This is a genomic window from Sphingobacterium sp. 18053, assembly GCF_902706145.1.
Taxonomy (GTDB): domain Bacteria; phylum Bacteroidota; class Bacteroidia; order Sphingobacteriales; family Sphingobacteriaceae; genus Sphingobacterium; species Sphingobacterium paramultivorum.
Window position 1 is genome coordinate 55,293 of sequence record NZ_CACSJW010000013.1, and the last position, 24,963, is coordinate 80,255.

The 24,963-nt window shown below is 40.8% G+C and carries 32 protein-coding genes; 10 read left to right on the forward strand and 22 right to left on the reverse strand.

Features of this window, described 5'->3' with window-relative positions; genetic code table 11:
• Positions 1–1,143 (reverse strand): glycosyltransferase family 2 protein, encoded by a 1,143-nt coding sequence (locus tag GVK91_RS25575; protein ID WP_153848779.1) that lies wholly within the window; start codon positions 1,141–1,143, stop codon positions 1–3.
• Positions 1,091–2,485, reverse strand: a complete 1,395-nt coding sequence (locus GVK91_RS25580) for a hypothetical protein (protein WP_153848778.1) — start codon at positions 2,483–2,485, stop codon at positions 1,091–1,093. The genes GVK91_RS25575 and GVK91_RS25580 overlap by 53 nt, the downstream gene beginning before the upstream one ends.
• Before the next feature lie 1,245 nt (positions 2,486–3,730).
• Here GVK91_RS25580 and GVK91_RS25585 point away from each other — a divergent pair.
• The 10 genes from GVK91_RS25585 to GVK91_RS25630 all read left to right on the forward strand — a co-directional run bounded on the left by GVK91_RS25585 (position 3,731) and on the right by GVK91_RS25630 (position 11,187).
• The gene (locus tag GVK91_RS25585) at positions 3,731–5,056 is read left to right on the forward strand and encodes a site-specific integrase (protein WP_235032996.1); all 1,326 of its coding nucleotides are present in this window, start codon (positions 3,731–3,733) and stop codon (positions 5,054–5,056) included.
• A 427-nt stretch (positions 5,057–5,483) separates the two neighbouring features.
• Entirely contained in the window at positions 5,484–5,876 is a 393-nt protein-coding gene (locus GVK91_RS25590) for a single-stranded DNA-binding protein (protein ID WP_159732069.1), read from the forward strand.
• Positions 5,877–5,920: 44 nt separating this feature from the next.
• Positions 5,921–6,994, forward strand: coding sequence for a DUF932 domain-containing protein (locus tag GVK91_RS25595; protein WP_159732072.1), 1,074 nt, complete (start codon positions 5,921–5,923; stop codon positions 6,992–6,994).
• 52 nt (positions 6,995–7,046) lie between these two features.
• Complete coding sequence (locus tag GVK91_RS25600; RefSeq protein ID WP_159732075.1) at positions 7,047–7,253, forward strand: DNA-binding protein; 207 nt, start codon at positions 7,047–7,049, stop codon at positions 7,251–7,253.
• Between the two features lie 17 nt (positions 7,254–7,270).
• Positions 7,271–7,609 (forward strand): molybdenum ABC transporter ATP-binding protein, encoded by a 339-nt coding sequence (locus tag GVK91_RS25605; protein ID WP_159732078.1) that lies wholly within the window; start codon positions 7,271–7,273, stop codon positions 7,607–7,609.
• Between the two features lie 20 nt (positions 7,610–7,629).
• Positions 7,630–8,232: a PRTRC system protein E gene (locus GVK91_RS25610; RefSeq protein WP_159732081.1), complete on the forward strand. Its 603-nt coding sequence runs from the start codon at positions 7,630–7,632 to the stop codon at positions 8,230–8,232.
• 27 nt (positions 8,233–8,259) lie between these two features.
• Positions 8,260–8,478: a PRTRC system protein C gene (locus GVK91_RS25615; RefSeq protein ID WP_002978317.1), complete on the forward strand. Its 219-nt coding sequence runs from the start codon at positions 8,260–8,262 to the stop codon at positions 8,476–8,478.
• Between the two features lie 17 nt (positions 8,479–8,495).
• On the forward strand, positions 8,496–9,662 hold the full coding sequence (locus GVK91_RS25620; protein WP_159732085.1) for a hypothetical protein: 1,167 nt from the start codon (positions 8,496–8,498) through the stop codon (positions 9,660–9,662).
• Positions 9,659–10,381, forward strand: coding sequence for a PRTRC system protein B (locus GVK91_RS25625; protein ID WP_159732088.1), 723 nt, complete (start codon positions 9,659–9,661; stop codon positions 10,379–10,381). Before GVK91_RS25620 ends, GVK91_RS25625 begins: the two co-directional genes overlap by 4 nt.
• A complete protein-coding gene (locus GVK91_RS25630; protein WP_159732091.1) occupies positions 10,381–11,187 on the forward strand; it encodes a PRTRC system ThiF family protein in 807 nt (268 codons plus the stop codon). Before GVK91_RS25625 ends, GVK91_RS25630 begins: the two co-directional genes overlap by 1 nt.
• A 281-nt stretch (positions 11,188–11,468) precedes the next feature.
• Here the strand turns inward: GVK91_RS25630 and GVK91_RS25635 are convergent, their stop codons facing one another.
• From GVK91_RS25635 to GVK91_RS25730, 20 genes are all read right to left on the reverse strand, one after another.
• Positions 11,469–11,909 carry a response regulator transcription factor gene (locus tag GVK91_RS25635; RefSeq protein WP_159732094.1) on the reverse strand — a complete coding sequence of 147 codons (441 nt, stop codon included), beginning with the start codon at positions 11,907–11,909 and terminating at the stop codon, positions 11,469–11,471.
• Positions 11,906–12,184 carry a hypothetical protein gene (locus GVK91_RS25640; RefSeq protein WP_159732097.1) on the reverse strand — a complete coding sequence of 93 codons (279 nt, stop codon included), beginning with the start codon at positions 12,182–12,184 and terminating at the stop codon, positions 11,906–11,908. The genes GVK91_RS25635 and GVK91_RS25640 overlap by 4 nt, the downstream gene beginning before the upstream one ends.
• 279 nt (positions 12,185–12,463) lie before the next feature.
• Entirely contained in the window at positions 12,464–12,757 is a 294-nt protein-coding gene (locus GVK91_RS25645) for a helix-turn-helix domain-containing protein (protein WP_159732244.1), read from the reverse strand.
• Entirely contained in the window at positions 12,738–13,049 is a 312-nt protein-coding gene (locus GVK91_RS25650; protein WP_159732100.1) for a helix-turn-helix domain-containing protein, read from the reverse strand. The genes GVK91_RS25645 and GVK91_RS25650 overlap by 20 nt, the downstream gene beginning before the upstream one ends.
• 176 nt (positions 13,050–13,225) lie before the next feature.
• Positions 13,226–13,504, reverse strand: coding sequence for a molybdenum ABC transporter permease (locus GVK91_RS25655; RefSeq protein WP_159732103.1), 279 nt, complete (start codon positions 13,502–13,504; stop codon positions 13,226–13,228).
• A gap of 136 nt (positions 13,505–13,640) precedes the next feature.
• Positions 13,641–14,090 (reverse strand): DUF3872 domain-containing protein, encoded by a 450-nt coding sequence (locus tag GVK91_RS25660; protein WP_159732106.1) that lies wholly within the window; start codon positions 14,088–14,090, stop codon positions 13,641–13,643.
• Between the two features lie 11 nt (positions 14,091–14,101).
• On the reverse strand, positions 14,102–14,662 hold the full coding sequence (locus tag GVK91_RS25665; protein WP_159732109.1) for a conjugal transfer protein TraO: 561 nt from the start codon (positions 14,660–14,662) through the stop codon (positions 14,102–14,104).
• A gap of 20 nt (positions 14,663–14,682) precedes the next feature.
• Positions 14,683–15,576 (reverse strand): conjugative transposon protein TraN, encoded by an 894-nt coding sequence (gene traN / locus GVK91_RS25670; RefSeq protein WP_159732112.1) that lies wholly within the window; start codon positions 15,574–15,576, stop codon positions 14,683–14,685.
• A gap of 24 nt (positions 15,577–15,600) precedes the next feature.
• Entirely contained in the window at positions 15,601–16,935 is a 1,335-nt protein-coding gene (gene traM / locus GVK91_RS25675) for a conjugative transposon protein TraM (protein WP_159732115.1), read from the reverse strand.
• Positions 16,922–17,209, reverse strand: a complete 288-nt coding sequence (locus GVK91_RS25680) for a nitrogen regulatory IIA protein (protein ID WP_159732118.1) — start codon at positions 17,207–17,209, stop codon at positions 16,922–16,924. Before GVK91_RS25680 ends, traM begins: the two co-directional genes overlap by 14 nt.
• A gap of 19 nt (positions 17,210–17,228) precedes the next feature.
• A complete protein-coding gene (locus GVK91_RS25685; protein WP_047478821.1) occupies positions 17,229–17,657 on the reverse strand; it encodes a hypothetical protein in 429 nt (142 codons plus the stop codon).
• Positions 17,658–17,667: 10 nt separating this feature from the next.
• Positions 17,668–18,291: a conjugative transposon protein TraK gene (traK, locus tag GVK91_RS25690; RefSeq protein ID WP_159732121.1), complete on the reverse strand. Its 624-nt coding sequence runs from the start codon at positions 18,289–18,291 to the stop codon at positions 17,668–17,670.
• A gap of 20 nt (positions 18,292–18,311) precedes the next feature.
• Entirely contained in the window at positions 18,312–19,307 is a 996-nt protein-coding gene (traJ, locus tag GVK91_RS25695) for a conjugative transposon protein TraJ (protein ID WP_159732124.1), read from the reverse strand.
• A 3-nt stretch (positions 19,308–19,310) separates the two neighbouring features.
• Positions 19,311–19,943 (reverse strand): DUF4141 domain-containing protein, encoded by a 633-nt coding sequence (locus GVK91_RS25700; RefSeq protein WP_159732127.1) that lies wholly within the window; start codon positions 19,941–19,943, stop codon positions 19,311–19,313.
• A 27-nt stretch (positions 19,944–19,970) separates the two neighbouring features.
• On the reverse strand, positions 19,971–22,475 hold the full coding sequence (locus tag GVK91_RS25705) for a TraG family conjugative transposon ATPase (protein WP_159732130.1): 2,505 nt from the start codon (positions 22,473–22,475) through the stop codon (positions 19,971–19,973).
• Positions 22,472–22,801: a DUF4133 domain-containing protein gene (locus GVK91_RS25710; RefSeq protein ID WP_048499039.1), complete on the reverse strand. Its 330-nt coding sequence runs from the start codon at positions 22,799–22,801 to the stop codon at positions 22,472–22,474. The genes GVK91_RS25705 and GVK91_RS25710 overlap by 4 nt, the downstream gene beginning before the upstream one ends.
• Before the next feature lie 11 nt (positions 22,802–22,812).
• The gene (locus tag GVK91_RS25715) at positions 22,813–23,118 is read right to left on the reverse strand and encodes a DUF4134 domain-containing protein (protein WP_002979435.1); all 306 of its coding nucleotides are present in this window, start codon (positions 23,116–23,118) and stop codon (positions 22,813–22,815) included.
• Between the two features lie 199 nt (positions 23,119–23,317).
• Positions 23,318–23,848 carry a hypothetical protein gene (locus GVK91_RS25720; protein WP_159732133.1) on the reverse strand — a complete coding sequence of 177 codons (531 nt, stop codon included), beginning with the start codon at positions 23,846–23,848 and terminating at the stop codon, positions 23,318–23,320.
• Between the two features lie 32 nt (positions 23,849–23,880).
• Entirely contained in the window at positions 23,881–24,516 is a 636-nt protein-coding gene (locus GVK91_RS25725; RefSeq protein WP_159732136.1) for a conjugal transfer protein TraD, read from the reverse strand.
• A gap of 3 nt (positions 24,517–24,519) precedes the next feature.
• Complete coding sequence (locus tag GVK91_RS25730; RefSeq protein WP_159732139.1) at positions 24,520–24,960, reverse strand: DUF3408 domain-containing protein; 441 nt, start codon at positions 24,958–24,960, stop codon at positions 24,520–24,522.
• Positions 24,961–24,963: the final 3 nt, after the last annotated feature.

The following is a 24,963-nucleotide window of genomic DNA, read 5'->3' on the forward strand; positions in this document are numbered from 1 at the left end:
TCATTTCTTAGTTATTAATGCTACCAGATTGAGAAAGAAACTATTGAATAAAAGGATAACTCCCACAATCAATAAAGTGATCGAAGGCATAACCAACTTCATCATTTTCAACGGATCAAGATTTCCAAAACTTTTATCGGCCCAATAGAAAACACTCAAAAAGAATAGAATCAAACCTGCCAGAGCTGTTGCACCTCCAGCCACTAATCCTATTTCAATCGTTAATCTGGATTTTCGCATGACTGGAGCCTTACTAAGTAACACATTGTCCCTTAGCTGCTTTGAGAAAATATAAAATGAAAATAACTGTACCCCAATGATGAATAAACTCGAAGAGTAAATCATTGTATGAATACTCAAATTTATATTAGCTATTTGAATATCTGTATTTAACAATATCGCAAATAATGTCAAGCCAAATGTGCTTAACAAAATTCCCGGATATAAAAACACCCATTTAGGAGAAAATAATAATAGAAATTTAAGATGTCTCCAACCATCTCGCCATGTATTCAAATGTGGTTTCCGATCTCTGCCATCTTTGTATAATCTTATAGGGATCTCCGTAAGCGAAAGGTTGTGCAGACTCGATTTTACAATCATTTCGGAAGCAAAATCCATTCCTCCACAACATAACTTTAAATTCATCACCTCATCACGTTTAAAACCTCGAAATCCGCAATGGAAATCCTTTATCTTGATTTGGTAAAATAACCTTCCTAAAAAAGACAGTACAGGATTTCCTAGGTATCGGTGCAAAAAAGGCATAGCATTTTCCTCAATTCCACCGCTGAATCGATTACCGATGACCATGTCATACCCTTCTTTCAACTTCTCATAAAATCCGTCGATTTCCAAAAAATTGTAACTATCATCAGAATCAGCCATAATGATAAATCTTCCCTTTGCCTGTTCAATACCTTCTATCAATGCATTACCATAACCTAACTTATTAACAGAAATTAAACGCACATTTTCTTCGTACGAGGAAACGATCTCTATCGTTCGATCAGTGGATCCATTATCTGCAATCAGGACCTCCGCCTCAATATTTAATCGCTCTATCGAGCTGAGGGCTTTGTCAATACACTTAAAAATTGTTCTTTCCTCGTTTAATGAGGGCATTAAAATTGTTAATTCCATAATGGCAAAATTTGGTTATAATCGTTTGAATTTGGTTTTGATAAATTAGAAAGAATGGTAAAATGATTGTCCAGGATATCCTTCCCTGGTATCTCGGATGTACACCGGAAAATACACTACAGATAAAAGCATTCACAATCAAAATCAGAAAAATAAAGAATGTAATCATCTTAATCTTCATCGAAACAGATTTAGATCTAAGAATGGAAATATTGAATAATACAGCTGCGAAAAAAAAGAAAATATTAAAATAATTGAGCCATGAAATATCCAGGCGATGTTGCGCTTCCCTACTCGTCATTAGCGGATAATGTTCTTGCGGTATATGCATAAATACAGCCTTTTTTACCCGCTCGCCAACCCCTGCAATATCCACAACGTCAAAATTAACCAGCTGTTTGAGCGTGTATATAGCCGACTGATAGCCAACCTTGAATGTATACTCTGGTGTCAACAATATGTCTTTGGTAATGAGCTGATACTCTTCCGGATGTTTCCACCCATCTGTTTTATTAATTGGTGAATTACTATCCCATAGAAAATTGTTCGGAAGTGAATCTTTATAGGTACACAGACGGTATTTCTTGTCTGGGCAACGTTGATCAAGAAATTCGTCCACCACACCCATTTCGATCAGGTTACTAAAGAGAAATACGCTACCTCCCTTTGATGACTCGAAATCTCCTCCCAAAAACTTGTGAATCCCCGCATTCAAAAGAATAGCAAAAACTACTGTTGCAAATACTGCCCCAATTTTTTTCCATAGCAGTATGTATGAGGTTGATCTGATTTTTACATAAATAGGGATCAATAATAAAGCAGAAAGAAAAAGGCTTCCAATCGCAATGTAAGAGTTTGAGTTATGTACTGCAGTACAAAAAATAACCATTGCATATAAAAACAGCTTATGATACCATTTTAATTCAAAAAATAATAATAAAATCATGCAAGATAGCAGAACGCCTGCAAATACATCGGGCATCAACCAGCTGACTTCGAACGAAAGTCCCATAGAAAGAGACAAAAAACATATTGAAAATATGAACGCGCTATTTTTTGTTCTTCCTTCAAAGAACAAATATAAAACGTAAGAAAGCAATAATGCTTGTGCGGTGGGAACCAACCAAAAACTGTATCCTCTTGACACAAATTTTATAAAGAGGCTGTACATAACGGGTCTATCGGGTGATACATACACATCAAACGCGTTCTCGAGGTAGACACCAGAATCGTGATTAAATACCAATGGATACCCATTGTATAGTGCAAGCCACATTAATATAACTGCTCCTAAGAAAACGATAAGAAGGTTTGTTAATCTATTTTGAGGTTTTGTATCCATTTTGAGCTGTATTTATGATAAACGCATAGAAGGAAAGGCACCATTAAAGTCCATGAAACCTGATAACACTTATCAAATTTCAATACTAATATCACTGGGACAACAATTAATATCGAATAAAGAAAATACAATGATAAGTCAATATATCCTGTATGTTTTTTCTTAAAAAAGAGTATCTCTTTTAATAATTGTAAAAAGGCGATGAGAGCCGAAACAAAAATTGAATAGTGAAAAAAATTAAGGTTTAGCCAGTTTTGATATTGTCGGCTCAACAGAAACTGTCGAGATTCCCAATTAAAATTTGTAAAAAGATACAAAAACTCACGTGAGTCAGTTGTTATCTGATATGCATCGGCCGGGAATAAATAATTTGAAAATAAGAGATATGTAGGCAATGCACCGAGAAATATCATAAAAAAGATTATTTCTACAAAAATCAGGAGTAGAATAATATAATGGATATACTTGAGTTTTCTTAGGTATTTAAAAGTAAAACATGTAGCTATAAAAACTAAATTTATCGGATCGATCAACAGGGTTAAAAATATAATAACAGCGAAAACACGTTTTGTTAATCTGGAGGTATTATCCAGTAGAAAATATCCTGTGCATAATATTGCCAGCGAATGAAATACTGCAAAGTCTATTGTAGAAACTAGTAAAGAAACGGATGAACAAAACGTTAACGGAAAAAAAAGATAAATAATAGAATTTTCCGGAATTTTGAATGCAATGAAATATTGATAAAGTACATAGCTCATTAATGTTGCCTGCGCTAAAACAACTAGCCAGATCGAAAACGAAAAACTTGTTAATCTTATAAATGGTAAATAGAAATTCGGCCAGGTAAATTGATAAGATAACTCCCGAAAGTTCCCAACCAACGGAAATTTATTGTACAATGCATAAAAAGACAACAATACTATTCCAAACCCAAACAGTTTTAAAATAATTTTCATAATTTGATTATTTGCTTTTTTTATAAAAAAAGATTAGTAAAAAGTAAAAATAAGCAAAACGATTAAAACCGTTGCTATACAATGCTTTATAAAACAGTAGTCTTAATTTGGAACTCGGTGTCTGATAGGTTTTGGGCTTGAAAATACAAAGTTAGGTTACTAATTCGTTACTGATTGGCAAAGGTAACTACATAACTTAACTGATTATATTTCAGTCTTTTGCACCCTTTTTTACATTCCCTTGTAACTCAATGTAATTTAATTTTAAACATTAAACATTTGAGTTATGGAACAGACAAAAAAGTCCACGTTCAAACTGCTTTTCTACCTGAAAAAGAACGAACTGAAAAAGAACGGTAATGCACCAATTATGGCACGTATTACCATTGATGGAACAGCTAAAACTTTGGGAACAAAGTTAGAAATTAACCCGAAAAATTGGGATTTAAAATACGGAAGAGTTGAGGGCAAGAGTGCCACCGCTTTGAACATTAACCAAAAGCTGGATAACGTACGGGGTCGTATCGACAAGATTTATGACGATATGCTGAAGCACGAGGGTTTTGCGACCGCACAGAAAGTAAAGCTCTCGTTTTTGGGTGTTGGTGTAATGGACGATGCCGTACTAAAAGTCTTTAAAGACCAAAACGAAGACTTTGAAAAAATGGTCGCTAAGGGAAAACGCTCTCAAAGCACATATAGCAAATACAACACTGTTTACAACCACCTTAGCGAATTTATAAGAGAGCGTTACCATCGGGACGATATGGCTTTCCGGGAACTCACTTCTGATTTTATCCGTGAGTTTGATTTCTTTCTTCGCATTGATAAAGAATGTACTCATAATACGGTTTGGGTTTACACAATGCCAGTTATTGCTTTGGCTGAATTGGCTATCAAGAAAGGCTTGATACGGGATAATCCTTTTGAGGATTATGAAATCAGTATGGAAGAAACCGACCGCAGCTACCTTTTAAAAGAGGATGTTGAAACCTTAATGCTCCTGAAACCATCCAAGCCCAGATATGAACTTGTAAAAGACCTTTTTATTTTCAGTTGTTTTACAGGGCTTTCTTACATTGATATTAAGAAGCTGAAATGGAGCAATATCCAATCGTTCTTTGACGGACACCAATGGATAATCAGCAGGAGGAAAAAATCAGATGTTGCTTCCAACGTCCGTCTTTTGGAAATTCCCAAACGCATCATTGAGAAATATCGTGGGGTTACAAGAAATGATTTTGTATTCCCAATGCCATCCAATGCGACTTGCAATACGCATATAGGTAAACTTATTGAGGAAGCAGGTATTGTTACAGAACAGAAAGTTACATTTCACACTGCCCGTCACACATTCGCCACAATGTTTTTGACCGAGGGCGTACCTCTTGAAAGCCTTAGCAAAATGATGGGTCATAAGAATATTTCCACTACACAGATTTATGCTAAGATTACCAGCCAAAAAATCAGTAAGGATATGGATTTGGTTTCGCCTAAATTTAAGGCAATGGAAGATGCGTTTATTATTAAAATGGAAAGCGAAGAAGTAGCATTATTGAATGAACACACAAACGCAGATGTAATTTACGATACCGAAGAAATTACGGTTTAAAAATTAGTGTATTCTTTACTTATCAGTTTAAAGCAGGATTTAACTATCCTGCTTTTTTTATGCCCTTACTTTTTGATTACTCCCACCTCTGTTTCAGGCTCTCATAGCCTGGTCATTTATGCCATAAAAATTGGAACAGAATATTTCCACAATCAACCGGTAAAAAGGCAGCTAAGTTATAGCGGGCAGCCACCGCACACACCCACCAATAAAAAAAATGAATGAACGGTTTCCCCCTAAAGGAACCCCCATTAAATCATTTTTTTTCTTGGTCTTCGCTATTGCCCGCTTGGATTATCTGCTTTCTTTTTTCCGGTTTTTCTTTTGGAAAAAATTATGCGAAGCGAAGCGGAGCAAACCACAACAGGAAGCAGGAAACGAGAAAAGCGAACGTAACAAAATGTAAAACTTTTAAAACAGGACGATTATGAACATCACAGGAAGACTGACAAGGGATGCGGAAGTACGCACAACGTCAAACGGAAAACAAGTAGTAAACTTTTCAGTAGCGGTAAACGACAGCTACAAAACCAAACAGGGCGAACGAGTGGAGCAAACCGCCTATTTCGACTGCTCATATTGGAGAACCCCGAACGCAGTGAAGATACTCACTAAAGGTCTATTGGTAGAACTGACTGGCAGGGTAAGCACAAGAGCGTGGGTAGGCAAAGACGGAGAAGCAAAGGCAGGTTTGAACTTTCATACCTCTGACTTCAAACCGCTTGCAGGAGGCAGGAGAGCCGAAACCGTACAGGCTACTGCACAATCTGAAAGCAACGGATTTACAACAGAGGGAGCAGAAGACGACCTCCCATTTTAACAACGAGTATTCAATCATTTTTCAACATCAAAATTTTAAATATTATGGCACATAATATCAATTTCAACGAGAGAACAGGACGTTATTCATTTTTCAGCGTTCAGCAAAAAGCGTGGCACAACTTGGGGCAAATCGTGGAACAGTACCCGACAAGCGAGGAAGCTATCAAATACGCAGGGTTAGATTACGAAGTCGTAAAATCCCCACTATTTACCAAAGGTTCGGGTATTATCGAAACGGCTAACGGCATAGAGATTGGCAGTAGCGAATTGGAAGTACCTAACTATTTCGCCAACATACGCACCGATAACAATGCAGTATTAGGCGTTGTAGGCAAAGATTACCACATTGTACAGAACCGTGAAGCCTTTAATTTCTTTGATGCTATTGTAGGTGGTGGCGAGGGTATTCTCTATGAAACCGCAGGAGCGTTGGGCAATGGAGAACGGATTTTTATCACAGCCAAATTGCCCGACTATATCCGAGTAGGTAAAGGGGATGATGTTACAGAAAAGTACATTTTCCTAACTACTTCGCACGATGGTAGCGGAAGTATCACAGCCGCATTTACGCCTATCAGAATTGTTTGTCAAAACACCTTAAACGCTTCGTTACGCAGTATGACGAATGTAGTTCGTATCAAACATACTTCGGGAGCAAAACAACGTATCGAGAATGCTCACAAGATTATGGGGCTTGCCAACACATTGAGCAACCAATTAGAGGGCATTTTCAACGAATGGGCAAAAGTAAAAGTATCAGACCGAGAGGTAAGAAAGCTAATACAGTTGGCACTTTGCCCGAACAAAGAAACGCTTGACCTCATCAAAAAAGGTGCGGAAGATGAAATTTCCACCGTGTTCAAAAACACCGTTGAGGATGCTTTTGCCTATGCGATGATAAGCGATACACAGCAAATGGACACGACAAAAGGCACGTTGTTCGGAGCATATAACGCTGTTACAGGTTACTATCAGAACGTAAGAAATTACAAGAACGATGAAGCCAAGTTGCAGAGCATTGTATTGGGTGGTACTGCCCAACTCAAATCACAGAAAGCATTTGAATTGTGTACTGGCTTTGCCTTAGATGGTGCGGAAATCCTAAACCTTAATTAAATAACTACAGGCTACCGCTTTAAACGGTGGTAGCCTATTAAATACAAAAGATATGAAAGCAAAATCAATAGACGAAGCGAAAAGTTTGGCTAAAGGCAAGAGCATTGAAACACAATACAAGGATGAAGCTATATACATCATTTATTGTAGTCGAACCAAGTATTTCTATGTAGATACGGACAGCCTAATACGGCTTTGGGAGCGGCTTATAGGCTACTATGAAAATGGCATTTATACCGCTGAAAAACAATACTCATAACATTTAATGCAGATACAATGGAAACGAAGACAATAGCCACAAAGTTTGTACGCCACGATGTTCCCGAATTGGAAACCCTGCAAAATGCAAAGGTTTATCAATTAAGGGAGAAACTAAACAAAGGCGACAAGTTAAACAGAGCCGAAAAAAATTGGCTTGCGGAAGCAGTAAACCAAAATGCCTATTTCAAAAGAGCCGTACCCCTAATGGGTTATCGCTTCGGGTTTGAGGACATTTTGAAAACCTATGTAGTAAAGCAATACGGCAGTTGGGCAGAATACAACGCCCCCGACAAAACAAGCCTTAAACGTATTGTTTACGGCAGGATTGACCAAATAGCAGAAATCAGTAAATAACAATTTAAAATTTTAGAACGATGAACACAAATTTTTTCAATCAGATACAGCAGTTGGACTTTACAGGAGTTTTACAACTGAACATTTCAAAAGGAATAGAAAGCAACCTAATTGTAACGGTATTGCTCAACAATGAAGCGTGTGGAGATAGTGCCAAAAACGGTATTCCCCCATTGACATTTAACGCCACACCCCAAGAGTTTGACGAGGGATTTTTTGAGCAGATAACAACACCTATACAAAAGGTATCGGGCTTAATGGTGGATATGGAAAAATTCCTAAAACAATTGGAAGAAGTTAAAAAGCATTCCGCAATAGAAAAGGAAAAAGCCGAGAAAGAGAAAAAAGAGAAAGAAGCTAAAGACAAGAAGTTTAAAGATGCTATGGCAAAGGCTGACGAACTGGAGAAAGAGGGCAAGTTCCGTGAAGCGTGGATGAAAGTACCCGATATAACAGAGTTCCCCGAAAAAGCGGACGAGATACGCAAACGCAAAACATCATTGTCCGACAAGTTCGCCACACCGAGCCTTTTCGGAGCAATGGAAGCAACAGCACCCGAACCGCTACAAGTGGCAGAAGTTACAGCCGATTATCCTATTGATGAAGCGGACGAGGAAGAATAAAAGTGTTAACCCCAAAATTAGAAAGTTATGTTATTAGCAACGCAATTAGAGCGAGTTTTCATACTCAAAGATAAAGGACAGGACATCAGACTGACTGACCCCGAACCACGTTGGAGCGTGGAAGCCGTAATGAATTTCTACGCCAATATGTACCCGATTTTGACAACGGCAAAAGCATCTGCACCACAAATAAAAGACGATGCAGTCGAGTACAAATTTGAGAGCGTAATGGGTACGAAAGGTTAAACCAAAATTATAAAACGATGAATTATGCAACGCAACATCATATCGGGAACAATCAATATACCCGAACAGAAACGACAACAGCAGTTACACCGACAGTTGGGCGAGTTCGCAAATTGGCTACAAAGACCAAAGGACGCAAACCAAGTGCAGAAAGACAAGCAGAAATCCGTACCAATAGCAATGCTACCAATGGTATTCTAAAGTGTACGTTTCTGCCTAAACTGAAAACAGCACAATCCGTACAGGCTTGTCAGAAAACGGAGAGGGATTTTTACAAGTCCCTTTCCCGACTTGCTGAACATTACAGCATTGAGCCAATGCAAACCCAAGATTTTGAATTTCCCTACAATGTAGTATTGTCTATGTGGGATATGGAAACCAAAGTAAAACGCACCAATATCAATTGGGATAATTTCAAATTGGTACAGGATAGTAAGAAAACATTTTTTGTGAGCGAGGAAAGGTACAATGTGGGTACAACCTTGTATTATATTCCAATTATACCACTATTTCAAATGCTCAAAGACCCGAAGCGTAAAAAGACCGCACAGCTTTTAATATCAGTATGTAGTTACCTGTACCATATTGCCGATGTGCCGTATTACAGACAGGAAGACAGCTATTTGTATTGGCTATATGAAACGCATAAAGATTGGGTAGAACAGGACGAAGAAACGGATGAAACCGAAACATATAGAAGTGAGTTGAGAAATGCCGAATATATTGGCTACAATATAGAACAGAAGCTATTTAACCGTATCAATCTAAAGGTATTTGAACAGCGTTTGAGCCGATTTAAAAGCCGTGATATATTCGACAGGGAATGTTGGCAGATAGCTTGTAATGCTTTTGCCCTTTATTCGGAATACCCGAACGCAACCATTTTCAGAAACGCACCATTGTCCGAACAAGACCCCTATGATGATGATTACGAAACCGAAGCAATCGGAATGGAAAAGTATATCTCATTTATTTCCGACACCAAAGGTTGGTTATATGAAAGCCTTAAAGAAAGCATCAACAACGAGTTTAATGAGTGTGGAATATTGGAAGAACCGACCATTTGCAAATCCTTTGACGGAAGCAAAATAAAGACAAATAACCTTGATTTTGAAAACCGCCTGTTTGCCCTATTGGACGACCTCTGCACTCTATTGTATGACTATAAAACAACAGAAAAATGAACACCGTAAACGACATAACCAAAGATTTCGGCACATTGTACTATCCAAAATCCGCATTGGTTTTCTATGAAACCAAAGGAACAGATACAGCAATGTACGTGGAGCATTTCGATATGGACAACAACGGAACCCCTATCAATGCCCACCCATTGACCGTAAGGGAAGCCAACGTATTGGCAAAGTCTTTACAGACTGATGAAGAAAAGAACACAGCCTTTTTAAAGCCAAAGGGAATTTTACCGACCAATATTCTGCATATCAATCCAAATGCTGAAAAAGGTACAGTATTATGGTACACCAAAGCACAGCAAAGGCAATTGTATTTTGTGGATAGTTTGGGCATACCCAACGGAATGGCACAAGTACCGCCAATGCTTTGGTTAGCGAGCAAAAGCAGTCTTACTGTATTTGCTTTGGCAAGCGACAGAAGACCCACCGAGAAGACGCCATTGCATTACGCACCTTTCTTCAATATCTACGAAAAGGGCAATGTATGTATGGGTACTGTTAGTATTGATATTAAAAATTCGGCTTCGGTTGAGGAATTTATACAGGCGTGGGAACATTACTTTTTTAATTCCTATTTCAGCCATTCATTATGCGAGAACCTAACGAAAAAAAACATTGTAAACCTTTGGAAAGACCTTATCAATACTGATAAACCTTTTCCTAAAGAAGTATTAAAAAAGAATAACAAAACCCTTAAAAATCTATTGTGATGAATACAGAAAAAACAGCAATCCATTTTACGGATAATTATTTACTCAATCCGACAAATCCGATTTCGGTAAACCTTATCGGAGCAGGTGGCACAGGCTCTAAGGTACTGACCGCTTTAATGGAAATTAACGAGAGCTTGATAGCATTAGGACACGCAGGTTTGCAAGTCCGCCTTTGGGATGATGATGTTATCACGAATGCCAATTTAGGCAGACAGCGTTTTGCAGAAAGTGAAACAGGATTATCCAAATCCGTTGCTTTAGTCAATCGTTGCAACCGTTGGGCAGGTACAAATTGGAAAGCCAAAACGGTAAAATTTGAAAAGGACAAGTTTGGCAGATTGCCCGAAGAAGCAAGGGCAATCATTACTATTACGTGCGTGGATAACGTACAGGCGAGATTTGGCGTTGCTGAAATTCTAAAAGAAATAAGCTACCGCAGACACTACCAAGATGAGCCAAAATATTGGTTGGATTTTGGCAACAGCCAAGATACAGGACAAGTGCTACTATCTACTATCGGAGAGATAAAGCAACCCAATTCAGAGAAATACCAAACGGTGGCAAGCCTGCCATTTGTTACCGATGAATTTGGCGAATTGCTGAAGCAATCCGAACAAGAAGATAACACGCCAAGTTGCTCACTTGCCGAAGCATTGGAACACCAAGATTTGTTTATCAATTCATCATTGACACAAATGGGTTGCTCCTTATTGTGGAACTTGTTCCGCAGGGGAATGACCGAATACAAGGGATTTTTTCACAATCTGAAAGATTTCCGCACCCACCCGATAAAAGTCGCCTGACCTAAAAAATTGGGCGGCAAAAAGACAGATCCTCCCGATGGTCGGGGCAGTCTTTTTGCTTCAAATCGGTGCAACCCCTTTGTCAAAATGCACCGCTACACAATTCCCTTTCTCTACATTTTACCAAACAGGTTACGACATTATTGTGTGGGATATTCATTATCCCAATGATTGTTTTTGATAATGACTTCTTTTCTTTCCACATAAGCGACCAAAGAAAAGAAGCAAAAGAACGCCGCTAATTATTAACGGTATTGATGATTATTACGTAAGGTTGAAAGTTAGTTCTTCCCAAAGTATTCTTCTGCGATACCACACACACCCGAACTGAAATACTGCCCTCCGTTATAAATAACCTCAATGGCTCTTTGTAGCTCATCAGGGTCAGCACCTTTTAGAACGTAACCATTCGCCCCACATTCGAGCATTTTTACTACGGCTTTTTCATCATCGTTTACACTGAATGCCAGCATCTTTAGTTGCGGATATTTTTTCCGTAATGCTTTTACGGTTTCAAAACCGTTCATAACAGGCATATTTATATCTACTATACACACGTCTGGAATATGCTCACAAACAGCCATTTTTTCAATAGCTGATTTTCCGTTATCCGCATCAAATACGATTTCAAAACCGTAGCTTGGTAGAAAATCACAAATGCCCTTTCTAAGCATATCGTGGTCATCTATCATCGCTACTTTGATTGCTTGTCCTTTTTTCATTTTCCTTTGTTTCTTTTGCTTAGGTTATAAAATCCGAGGCGGGATTTAGACAAATTAGCTGTTCTATCATAGCGAGATATGCCATCATCAGACGCAATATTTCTAACCTTAAACTTTTCAAGCCATTCTTTGAAATGTTCTATCTCATTCGGTTTAAATTTTACGATTTCGCCATTTTTGAGAGATATGATGAATACATCTATACAGAGAGAGAATGCTGACAGTTGTGACGCAGGATGGTCAAATTTGGGGTAAAAAATGTGTGCATTGTCCATAATCTCAATGTTTTAAGAAGTGGAGTTCTGCACCAAAAAAAAGAGCGCAGGCAACTACACTTACCGCACATTGAGGCACTGGTATGCCCGACAACGAATAAGCGAGCGCCCACGCCTTTTGACGTGAGCGTTCCTACTTATCTGTCCCGTTGTCTAAAAATTACCAGTTTTCAATGTGGGACTTAAAGCAAAAACACTTTAAGTATTTTCTATATTTTCAATAGCAAAGATACTAAACTCGTTCCTATATGAAAGCATACAAGTACAAAAAGGTAACAGTTAGTCTGTTTTATTGGAAATGTAATTTTGCTCCAGTACACTCATTAAATCCGTTTCCTTATAGATTATCTTGCCTCCTATCTGTATATACGGCAGGATTTTATCATCCCTATATTGCTGTAAAGTCCGTTTACTGATATGGAGCAGCTTGCATACATCTTCGCCCGACAAATAAATTTCTCCGTTCATTACAGGACGATAGTTTTTCAGTATTTCTTCTATACGGCTTCTTAACTGTAATATCATCTCCTTTTGTTCGATGACTTCTTCAGCTTCATTGGTCAGTAAATCCATTGCCATCTGTATTGTACGGCTGTCCGGCTTCGAGCAAAGCCTGTACGTCCGTGAGTTTATAATAATTCTTGCGGTTCAGTTTGGAATAAGGCAATAACCCTTTGTCCTTATAGGTCTGTAAAGTCCGTTTAGTAATGTTCATCATCAAACACACTTCCTGGTTATCGAGCCATTTTTCCGCTTTGAAAATCGGCGTGTATTTTCTCGTGACTTTTTCGGTCATTTCCAAAAGTTCCCTTAGCTCATTCTTCATTCCGTCAAATGCGGATTTTTGTATTGCGATAACTTCCATAATCTGCTCAATTTTTCTGTGGAAGTCGAATTTATAAAGGCTTATTACAGGGGTGGAAAATGTGGTATTGATTGGCGTTGAAAGGCAGTATTTGGCAGTTTACTTTTGCCGCAAACATAAAATCGGATAACCTTTTGGCTATCCGATTTTATCAAATCTTATTGTAAGAATGCGTATCAGCGTTGGGCTGGCTGTTCGGTTTTTACTTCCGGCTGCTGCTTTTCTTTTTTCTCACGGGAGTAAACCCACAGTGATAACAGCCCGAATATAATCAGGGCGTAAGCTATCCATTTGCCAACCTTTTCAATCAATTTAATGAAAACCGAACTTTCATAAGAAGAAAAGCCCTCTGCTCCCATAGGGCTGCGCCTATAAAACTTTCTGCGGTTAATCCAATAACGAAGTCCCAAGCCTGCAACCAAAAATATTATCCCTATAACCAATGATGCAACCATATCCTCACATTTTTAATTTCACAAGTATAAATTTAAGAAATATTGATGAGCCAGTAAAATGCTCCTAAGCATACGCTGTAAATAGAAAACGGCTTACCAATCAGATAAGCCGTTTTTATGAAATGACATACTACTTTTAATCGCTACTATTAAACTGAAAGCTCAATTGTTTTTCGTTCCCGAAGCTATCCGAAATCCAAACCTCAAAAGATTGTGATACGGTAGATGTTGAAGTGTAATACAACCTGAATTGTTCAGTTGGTAACGAATACAAATCGTTCGGCAGGTACGGCGGTTCATCATAATACCGAAGTGTGCCTTGTCCGTCAAACTGGAAATAGCGGAGATAGTATTGCGTGTTGCTGTAATTACCGCTTCGCTGTATGGTTATGCGTATTTCTACTGTTTGCCCATTGGCAATATCTTTAGGCACTGGCATCACTTTGACCTCAAAAGGAAAATCGTTTTGTATTTCGAGTTCATCATCTTTGCTACAAGATACCAACGTAACCGAAGTTGTGAGGATTGCCAGCAATACATATATCGGCAGTAATCCCATTCTGAATTTATTGAATATTGCTATCATTGTTTTCTGTTTTAAAAGTTAAACCTTAATCCCACACCTGCGGACGGTCGGAACTGTTCTAAGTCTGTACCCCAAAGGACTTTTGTACGCCCTTGCAGGACTAATACAAATCGGTCAGACAGGTACGTTTCAAATGTGAGCCGTCCACCAGCTCCGTAGATAAAATTGTCCTCGCTCAGTATCTTCGCTCCGTCATACAACATTGCTTCGCCTCGGTTAATGCTTTCATAACCGACTACGCCTGTTATTCCTAAATTCAGCGTAATGTTCTTACGGGCATCGCCCAACAAGTAGAAACTGTAACCACCTTCGGCACTATAAGTTTCCTGCGGTATGCGGAGGTCTTTATAGTCGTGGTATTGGTGTGTATATTCCAATGCCCAAAGCTGGTAATTACCATTTTTGCCGTTTACGGTCATTGCTGCACTGATGTAATAATCATTACCAATCTTATCATTGGATAGTACGCCTGCACTTATTTCCAACCCTCTTTGTTTTGGGAGCATTCTTTGTGCCTGTGTAACCGTGATGGCCATCAAGATGAGCATCACGGTATAGATATACTTTTTCATATAATTACTTTAAAAGGTTATTAAAATTTCAGGTGCATATCGTTAATCAAACGAGCCTTGATTAAATCGGAGTTTTCAACCTGAAGCGTTTGATGCCTGCCTCCGTTTTTCTCGAAAATCTCAATCAGCAGCACCTTGTCATCGGCAATGGTAAATTGGTCTAACAGGAACACGTTTTGTTCGATTGTTTTTCCGGCAATGTCGTCCAGTGGCTTGTAAGTCCTAAGCGGTATCATCGGGCGTTCCTGTACTACGGTACGTTTGGCTACCTTTTTATCCACTACCTTGAAATTCACAAAATCAATCTGAAATGGCACATTGGTACGGTTTCTCAATTCCGTATGGAAATAGTATTTGCCGTTGTGTATGTAAATGCCTTTGAGGATAAACTGAATACCGAAACTCTTAGCCCCGATATGCTTTACAATACGTTTATCTTTCTTGTAAATCGTTTCCAACAGCAAACCTGCCAATGACGGCGAATTGCTGCCCAATTCTTCAAAAAGCACATCGTTACCATTGGCTTTATCTACTGCCTTTTGCATCGTGAGCAGGTCATAGCTCATTGCCTCCGGATATGAACTGTAATACACATTGAAGCTATAAAAACGCCCGTCATTGGTAATGACTGAAAAATTGGTTTCGGGTTCAAAATCCCTTACCGATGCTTTTACACGCAACACGTTTTCCGCATCTTCTGCTTTCCCTGCAATCAGGTATTCGCTACCCAAATCCACATAGCGTATAGCCGTGGGGAAAATCAGGTGTGAAGTCTTATTGTAGGTCACTTCCATTTTATACGGTTCTATCTTGCCCAATGCAAGTTTAGTTCTTGCACTATCCTGTGCGTAAGACTGTACGGCTAAGCCGAGTATCAGGACAAATGCCCAAAAAGTTTTTAAATGATTTTTCATTGTTTTATTTATTTGAGTTCAACATTATTTTTTAGATACAAGGAAGACCTGATGCCCTGCTTTTAGGGCAACTTTGGGTGTGCGTACCTTTTTAGCGAAATAGCCCGAAATACCCTGCACCACGCCACGGCTTAAATCAGCAGCAACCTGTTGTCCGGCATTCTGCGTGAGCATTATGCTTGTTCCCGAAGTCTGGCTCATATTGCCCGCCATTTCAGTAAGAGCGTTCATTTCGGGCGAATACGGAACGTACAAACCTTGCTGTCCGTCCAAATCGTAAATAGTAATATCAACCGGAATGATGTTTCCCTCCAGTTCTATGGAGGTAATTTTTAGCTGTAATCGACCTCCCTGAAATTTAGCGTTAGCTGTTACAATCGTTCCCTTTGGAATGGTACGTTGAGGCGTTTGGGCAGGCTCTAATAATCGCAGTCTTACGCCCGTTTCGCCAATGACCGTTTGGGCATCGTGTACACAGGCTTTAATACTGTTTTTCGGTTGTACCACCTGCTCAATAGAACCAGCAGTATAAAAGCCACGATTTTTAGTTTGGCTCCAATCGGCTGCAAAGGCACTGTCCGTAGGCTCACGATACAAAGCGGAAACGGTGTTCTTTCTTGTAGGCGTGAATGCCACAAAATGCTCCTTTTGAGTTGAACCTGTGGTAGCCGTACCTGCATCCTTAGCAGGTGGGGCTTCTGTTGAATTTGTACCCGTTGGCAGATACTTTGCCGCCATTTGGTAGGATTTCTCCATCAGGGCAAGCTGGTCATCAACGGTTACAGGCTTAGGTACATCTTTTTCAGCTAACCGTTCTTTTAACTCATTCAGTTGCTTACGGAGTTCCGTTGTTTCAGCATTATCATCCTGATAAAATGAACCCAATGTACTTTGTGCATTGCGGTAACTGTTCAATGTCTGATTACCGTTCCTGCCCGAATTTCTGCCACCGCCATAACTGTTGCTTTCATCCTCTTCAGGGATTTCTTTCTCACTGTCCTGTGCGCTGTCCGTGTTCCAATAATCTGAAAGCGTTGCAAGTGCATTCCGCTTTTCCTGCTCCTTACGTTCCAGCATTTCCTGTTCATACGCCTTGCCTTTGTCGGCAGGCATTCCTGCTCCGGTAGCCTGTGGTACGGCATCGTTCAGCCCAATGTTCTCGATTGCCTTTTTATCTTCGGACGGTTTAAATATGAGGTACATACAACCCACGAAGACAATCCCCATTAAGCCAAAAATGAGTGGCTTTTTGAGCTTTTCGGCTTTGTTCTGTGTGCCGTCTTGCGGCACTTCAGCGGTTGCTGCCGGGTTCCCCTCCGTTACCCGGACAACCGATTTTTTGTTCTCATTTTCTTTCATAAATCTGATTTTTTAGAATTGTTGATAATGTGTCTTGCAATCTTGCAGGGCTTTCACTTTTTTTGAGGACAGGGTTTTCGATATGCCTGATGTTGATTGCATCATTGGGCTTGCCCGTATCGTACACTACTTTGCCGATAACCCCTGCGGTCAGCAAGAGATACCCCGCAAAAAAGTACAGGGTATATTGGTGCTGTTTCCGTAAGGGCAATGACCGCCAACGTTCGTCCAGCTTGTCAAAGTACCTGTCCATATTTGCTCTTAATTTTTTCATAGCCTTACTATTTCTGTTGTTATAGCTTGAAACGTTTAGGGCTTTTAGCCGCCGTTTGCTTCGGCGCATCATTGACCAGTGCGACCGCTTCCATTAATTTGGGTGCGGATATGACTGACAGGTTTGCCAGTTCCGATTTTTTGAGTAATTGCCCAAAGCCGTCTTTCTTCGATACCTCCATACGGCTAAGTGAGAATTTGCCATTCAGGTATTTTACCCACATACTACATTCTACACGGGGCTTGTCATCGCCCGACCATTGTAGGTAGCCTGTCAGCAACAAATCTTGTTTAGGCAAACTGTCTGCACCTTTTTGGCAGCTTTCGAGGTATTCGCCGATGCTGTCTTTCAGCTTTCCGGCATACGCACCCTGCGTATGGAAATACCCATTATATCCTTTGTCGGTAAGGATTTTTGCGAACGTGTTTAAATCTGATAATGCTTCCATAAAATTGTTTTTAGCGTTCGATAACTTCAATGTCCCTGTTTTCAATCACTGCAAATTTTTCAATATTGAAGCCCTGCGGGTTGTTGTCGGAACGAACGGAGTTTACGAGATAGCAAGAGGTAATCAGGTTACGCCTGGTTACGTTGCTTGACCGGATGATAAATTGTTTGGCATAGGTGCGCACCGCATAAGGATAGTTATCGAAATTGCACACGACACTATCCACCTCTATGCGTTGCTGTACGTTACCCGAAATAATCCTGCTGTAATAGCCCTTTTCCGACAAGTCTTTGTAATAATCAAAAGCACTTTTGTCGGCAAGGTTGAATGCCCTGCTCATATTGCTTTCGATAGCATTCTTGTCGGGAGCAAGGGTAAAGAAAAGCTCGTGAAACCGTCTGACGTGTTCCCTTGCTTCCACAGGTCGGTTGATGCTGGCATCTTGCGATAAGGCAAGCATCAAAGATTTTCCGTTATCCAATACATAGATTTTTTGGCGTTGTTCTTCTGCAAAGCGGTAGGACTGCCATACGGCATATCCTACCACGCCAATGCAGAGAATGGCAAATACAATGGCATACAAACGTATCTGCCGAAAGCTGTTTTCTATATTTCTTAGCGTTTTAAATTCCATTTTTTTAATGATTACTTGTTTTACCTATTCATTAGCTTGCCGCCGATATTTCCAACGGTTGAACCAGCCCCGGCTCCGGCGATGTTTCCTGTTTTCATTGCCGCTTGGTTTACGTTGCGGGTAAAGTTTCCTGCGCCTCCGGCTTGGATTACCCAACCCGTCACTGTCGGTATTGTGAAGTATCCGATAATGCCGATAATCATAAAAATGATATACACGGTGTTGGAAGTGTCGGGGATAAAGGTTGGGTCAGACAGCTTTTGGATGTCCCTTTCAATAATCAGGGATTGTATTCTTGCCAACATTGAGCTGAACAAATCCGAAACAGGAAGCCAGAGGTAAACGCTAACATATCGGGTCAGCCATTGCGTGAGCGTGGACTGAAAACCGTCCCATACGCTTATCGCAAAGGCTATTGGCCCGAGTATGGACAAGACGATTAGAAAAAAGGTTCGTATGGTATCAATGACCAAAGCCGCCGCCTGAAAAAGTATTTCCAGCAAATTGCGAAACCAATCCTTTATTGCTTTTTCTATCTTGTAGGCTTGCCTGTCCATATACATCCCTGCCATTGTACCAATGTCGGATGGCGACCAGCCCAATTCGTCCAGCTTCTTATCGAACTCTTCGTCCGATACCATATAGGCGGTTTCAGGATTTCGTACCATTGCCTCGTATTCCAATTGGTCTTTCTGCTGTTGGAGCTTGTTCAGGTCAAGCACCTGGTCTTCGAGTATTTGGTGGGTTCCGGTCACTACCGGGCTTAATACCGCATTGATTGTTCCCAAAACGATGGTCGGAAAGAACATAATGCAAAGTCCCAAAGCGAACGGGCGCAGCAACGGGAACATATCAATAGGTTCGGCACGGCTTAAAGCCTGCCAAACCTTTAATGCCACATAGAACAACGCTCCCAATCCCGCCAATCCCTTAGCCACTGCCGCCATATCGCCTGCAAGCGGCATCATATCGTCATAAAGCGAACGCAGGAGTTCGTGAAGATTATCCCATTCCATAGTTTACCAGTATTTTTGGTTAGCAGTTCCGTAGAGGTCAAGCACTCTTTGGGCATCGTTTTTCTTTTTCGCTCTTAGGTAGCTCACAGAAATGTTCTTATTAGTGTAGTAGCGAACAAGGCTATGGTAATCCTTAACCTCTTTGTACACACGGTCGATAATATCCATACGCTCCTTGTCATTCAGGGAAAGGCTTGATGCTGTTATTATCTGTTTGAGTTCTTTCAGCAGTTCGGTGCTTTCATTGAGCAGTGCCGAATACCCATTGCCGATAGCTACCAATTCCTGTGGTTTGAAATTTGGGTCATTCATCATCTTACCAAAATTGGTAACATACATTTCCGATACATCTCCAACGAGCAGTACGGTTTGCTGTACCTTACGGGCATCTTTCACAAGGTTGTTGATGGCTTGTAGTTTATCGTAATACTCCTTACCCTGTTCGTACACTTTCTTCACTTCGTTGAAGTTTTTAATCACATTGCTCACAGTCGAAGAAGTCTGTACGATTTCGTTCGCACTGTTGAGAATACCTGAAGCCAAATTTGTAGGGTCGGTTACTACCCATTGGGCTTTTGCAGACGGTGCTACGGCGAGCATTAGTGCCGTACACACCAGATACATTACTTTTTTCATTGTTCTTGAATTTTAAAATGTTAATGACTATTGATTTGCTTTGTCCCGCCTTTGCATTGCGATATGCTTAATGGCGAGTTCTACGTTACCGTCCAATTCAGAAGCTAATTGCATCACTTCCATTTTTTCGGTTTCTTCGGTGGTGTATGCGAGGTATTCCTCCAAACTAACTTCGGTGGCATAGACTGCCGAGTGCGTACCACCTAAGCCAATCCAAACCTCTTTGTACAGTCGGCTTGCATCGTTATTCATATTGATAGAAAGTACCTGCCCTTTCTCTTTGTCCGTAAGCCCCAACATTGCCTGTATGTCATCGAATTTGTTCATATACTTGCGCTGGTCTAAGAGGATTTTGCAATCGGAGTTGTTGATGATACTTTCTTTCACAATGGGCGACTGGATAATATCATCGACCTCTTGCGTTACGACAATCGCTTCTCCGAAGAATTTGCGGACGGTCTTAAAGAGATACTTGATGTATTCTGCCATTCCTTCTTTTGCAATCGCTTTCCACGCTTCTTCAATCAGGATGAGTTTGCGGATACCTTTGAGCCTCCGCATCTTGTTGATGAAGACCTCCATAATGATAATTGTGACTATGGGAAAGAGGATTTTGTGGTCTTTAATCGCATCAATTTCAAACACGATAAAGCGTTTGGAAAGCAGGTCTAATTGCTTGTTGGAGTTCAACAGGTAATCATATTCGCCACCCTTGTAGTAGGGTTCGAGAACATTCAGGAAGTTGGCAATGTCAAAGTCTTTTTCCCTTACCTGCTTTTCCTCCAACACCTTGCGGTAATCGCCTTTTACATACTCATAAAAGCCGTTGAATGACGGGTAAACATCTTCCTGTTTGATGCGTTCGATATAGCCACTTACTGCATTGGAGAGAGCAACCTCTTCCGAACGGGTGGGCGGTTCATCATCACGTTTCCATAAGGTCAGTATCAAAGTCTTGATACTTTCACGCTTTTCAATATCGAACACGCCATCATCTGTATAGAAAGGGTTAAAGGCAATGGGATTGTCTTCTGTATAAGTGAAGTAAACGCCGTCTTCGCCTTTGGTTTTCCCTTTGATGAGTTCGCATAAACCCTGATAGGAATTACCCGTATCTACCAACAGGACGTGTGCGCCCTGTTCGTAGTATTGCCTTACCATATGATTTGTGAAGAACGATTTTCCCGAACCTGATGGCCCCAAAATGAATTTGTTGCGGTTCGTGATAATCCCACGCTTCATCGGCAAATCCGAAATATCCAAATGGATAGGCTTTCCGGTCAGGCGGTCAGCCATTTTGATACCGAACGGCGAGGGCGAATTGTGATAGTTAGTTTCTTCCGTGAAGAAGCACAAGGCAGGCTCGATAAAAGTGTAAAAACTTTCCTCACTCGGAAAATCGCCTGCATTGCCCGGCATTCCCGCCCAATACAAAGTAGCTACATCCGTAGTGTTGTGGCGAGGCTTACACTCCATCAATGCCAACGCACTACCGCAGTCGTTCTTTAACTGTTTCAGTTCGGCAGGGTCTTCCGACCACGCCATAATGTTGAAGTGCGCACGGATAGAAGACAGCCCGAAGCTGTGGGCTTCGTTCAGGTACTTTTCTATCCACTCTTTGTTGATTTGGTTAGCCCTGCTATATCTTGCCAGCGAGTGCATATTCCTTGCGGACTTTTCAAACTTTTGCAGGTTGTCTTCGCTGTTATCTAAAAACAAATATTGGTTGTAGATATGGTTACAGCTAAGTAGTAAGCCCACAGGAGCAGCGAACGACAAACGGCAGTCGCTCCGGTCGGTGGACAGCTTTTCAAAACGGGTATCAGCCGATACCGTTCCGGGCAAATCGTCCGTATCGGACAAGGTGTGCAGGCTCAACCTTTTGTTCCCGATACGGACTTCTTCTGTTCCGAGTGCGATGTCCTGCATCGGTGTTCCTGCTTCCCTCGAAAGTGTAAGGTATTGTTCCAGTAATCCCTGCCTTTCTTCCGTTCCGATGATGTCATCTTCGGTCAAACGTTGCAGGCTTACAAATCCGCTATCATTCACGATACGCTCAAACTGTGCCACCGCTTCCATAAAGCGGTGTATTGTTTCCTTGTTCCTGATTTCCTTTGGTATCAATGAACCTTTGCAAAGCGAACTGAAGTTGCTTTGCATTCGCATTCTTTCCTTAGTGGTTTTGGTCAGGAACAGGTAACAATAATGGTTCAGGAACGGTCGCTCATTAAAATGACGTTGGTAGGATTTCGCCAAAAAGCTCTGGTCTTCTTTTGCCAAATCGGGAGCATAGCTTTCTTTGATGTACCAATCCTGTTTGTGGATTACCGTAAAATCCGGCAAAGTCTTGATAGCTTTGTGCCAAGCGGAATGTATGGCTTCATATTCCGCAGAAGCTACCGTAAACAGTTCCGGCAAACGCACTTCAAAACAGGCGGTAATATCTGCATCTTTGGAAAGGATGCAATTGTTTTCTACTGCCAACAAAGGAAATTTGTTTTCCAGCGTTGTTGTTTTAGATACATTTCTCATACGGCATTCTGTTTAGGAGTGAATTTCAGATAGCGGTGTACAGGCTTGCGGCAGATGATGTAGCGGGGATGCCGTTTATTAGCTGCAATTTTCATCAGCCCGTGTTCGCCGTACTTCCTGTTGAGTGAAAAGGTCTGCCACACAATGAGCGAAGCCCCGCCTGCGCCCAGGAACAGGCAGACGTAAGAGTTTACGCCAGCCATATACATTATCATCACGAGGATAAGCGTACCGAGTAGTCCGCCTGCGAAAATGAACAGGTATTGTGCTTTCAACCCTTTAAATTCCACCGTTCTTCCGATGCCTTTATTGATATTGTAATTCATAAGGCAAAGGATTAAAGGAAGAATGAGCGCAGGATGGTAGCCGCAACAATTAAGAAGATACACGCACCAAACCAGCTTGCCGCAGTCTTGCTCGTGTCGGGGTCGCCCGAACTGAACTTGTTGTACACCTTAACGCCTCCGATTAGCCCAACGACCGCACCGATGGCGTAAATTAATTGGGTAGCGGGGTCGAAATAGGAAGTTACCATTTGGGTAGCCTCGTTTATACCTGCCGAGCCGTTTCCCTGTGCGAACGCACCAATTCCTGACAGCATAGCCACGGCTGCCAGCAAAACTTTTTTTCTCTGTTTTTCCATAATTGAAACACATTATTTTGTTACTGTTATCCCGCACTTTGCAGGCTTTCGGGACAAAGGTGTTATGGAAAGTGAGGCGGTCTAACAAAGTGGCAGTCAAAGGAAGTGTTTGGCTGTGAGTGGCTTTGTGGCAAGCGTTTGAGTATAAAAAAACGCCAAACTTTTTACTGTTTGGCGTTTAATTTTTCAGCGTTTCGATTTACATTTTGCGACCTTTCGGTTTACTTTGTTTTGCTTGGGGTGGCTGTTGTTTTGCTTCAGCTTTTTGCAGGTTCTTTTCAGCTTTCAAATTGCTTTTAATCAAACCAACAAGAAAGGTTTTTTCCCACGGTATTTGCTTCGCTTCAAACTGCAATTTCAAGCCCTGCTTTGCCAGTCCTTGTGTAAGTTCAAACCCGTAATGCCTGTTCCATCCAATCCTGTCAAGCAGTCTTTCAGAGGGAAATTGCACAGCGATTAAATCTTTGGGAAGCTCTTTAATATTCCGGTAATCCGGTTCCTGAAATTCGTGTGTCTTGGGATTGTATGGAATAGTATAAATCCTTTTATCTTCATTATAGTAGTTTGCTATATCCGAGAACACTATACCTTTAGAAAGAAAATCATCTTTAGGTCGAAGCATATCCATACGAATATCCACATAGAATGTATGCCCTGCAATATTAATGGTTGGTAGCATTCCTTTGTTTACACGCAAATCATAGGCTTCCTGATTAAATCCATTTTCCATATTTCCTTGTTTTTAAAAAGACAAAGGGAAGTCTATACAAACTCCCCAATGTCAAAATCACTCAAATCACTTTTCCGCAAAGTGGAAGAACTGTTCTCCGTTTCAGATAAGAGTGTACTATCCAAAAGCTCGGCAATTTTTCGGGAAGCACCCTCAACGGAATTTTCCAGCAGGCTGAATAATTCAGTTCCCTGCAATTTTTGAACTATCGCAACCGCTGTTTCCTTTTGAGATTGTTCCAAATTTTCTTTTTGGAGCAATGCCCCTACGGAGCTTAGTTCGTCATAGGTAACCCCTTGGGCAAGACTGTCATCGCCACCGGATATTCCGTACTTGTTCAACTCTTCTTCCTCTTCCTCCAAATCAGGCATATTACTGAAAACTTCGTCCAGCTCTTCCTGCGGAATTTGAATACCTACGTTTTCATTTTCGTCGTATTCAATGTCTAAATTATCAGGGTTTATCTCTTGTTCCTCAATTTGGCTTTCATTGGCAGCGTTTGGCAGGGAAAGGCTTCTTACAGGCTTGGGCTGACCCATAATATCGGGCAGGTTCGGATTAACCTTTTCCTGCATTGGCTTATGCTCCGACCTTTTCTTAATGACAATCTTATCCTGCACCAGCAGGGCAATGACTATGAGCAGGCATATCACAATTACTGTTTCCATAGCTTATAAAATGGGTTTGTACTTATCATTGAAACTCTTGGTAATCTGCTCGCCAAATTCCTGAAAATGGTAATCCAACAAATTGTCCAAATAGCCATATATGGTTATCTTGTCTTCGCCTATAACCTGTACAATGCGTGACATCTTTTCGTGAAAATCCGGTCGGATATAAACCGTTTTCCCGTCACGGGCATTGGTATCAGGTTTTTTGAAAAAGATACTTTCGTAGTCTGCTTCGTTTGTCCTTTTGGTTCTGCTCTTTTCTTTAACCGCAGGTTTTTCCTGTGCCAGTTCTTTAGGCTTAATCTCTTCCTTTTCGGGTTCTTCAGCAGGCGGTTCAGGTGGAAGCTTCAAGCCCTCTTTTTTTACGCCATCTACCATCAGGTTCATCATCAGTTCCTCGTTAATATCAGGCGTGGCTTTCTTTTTATTATCTTTCTCCATAGG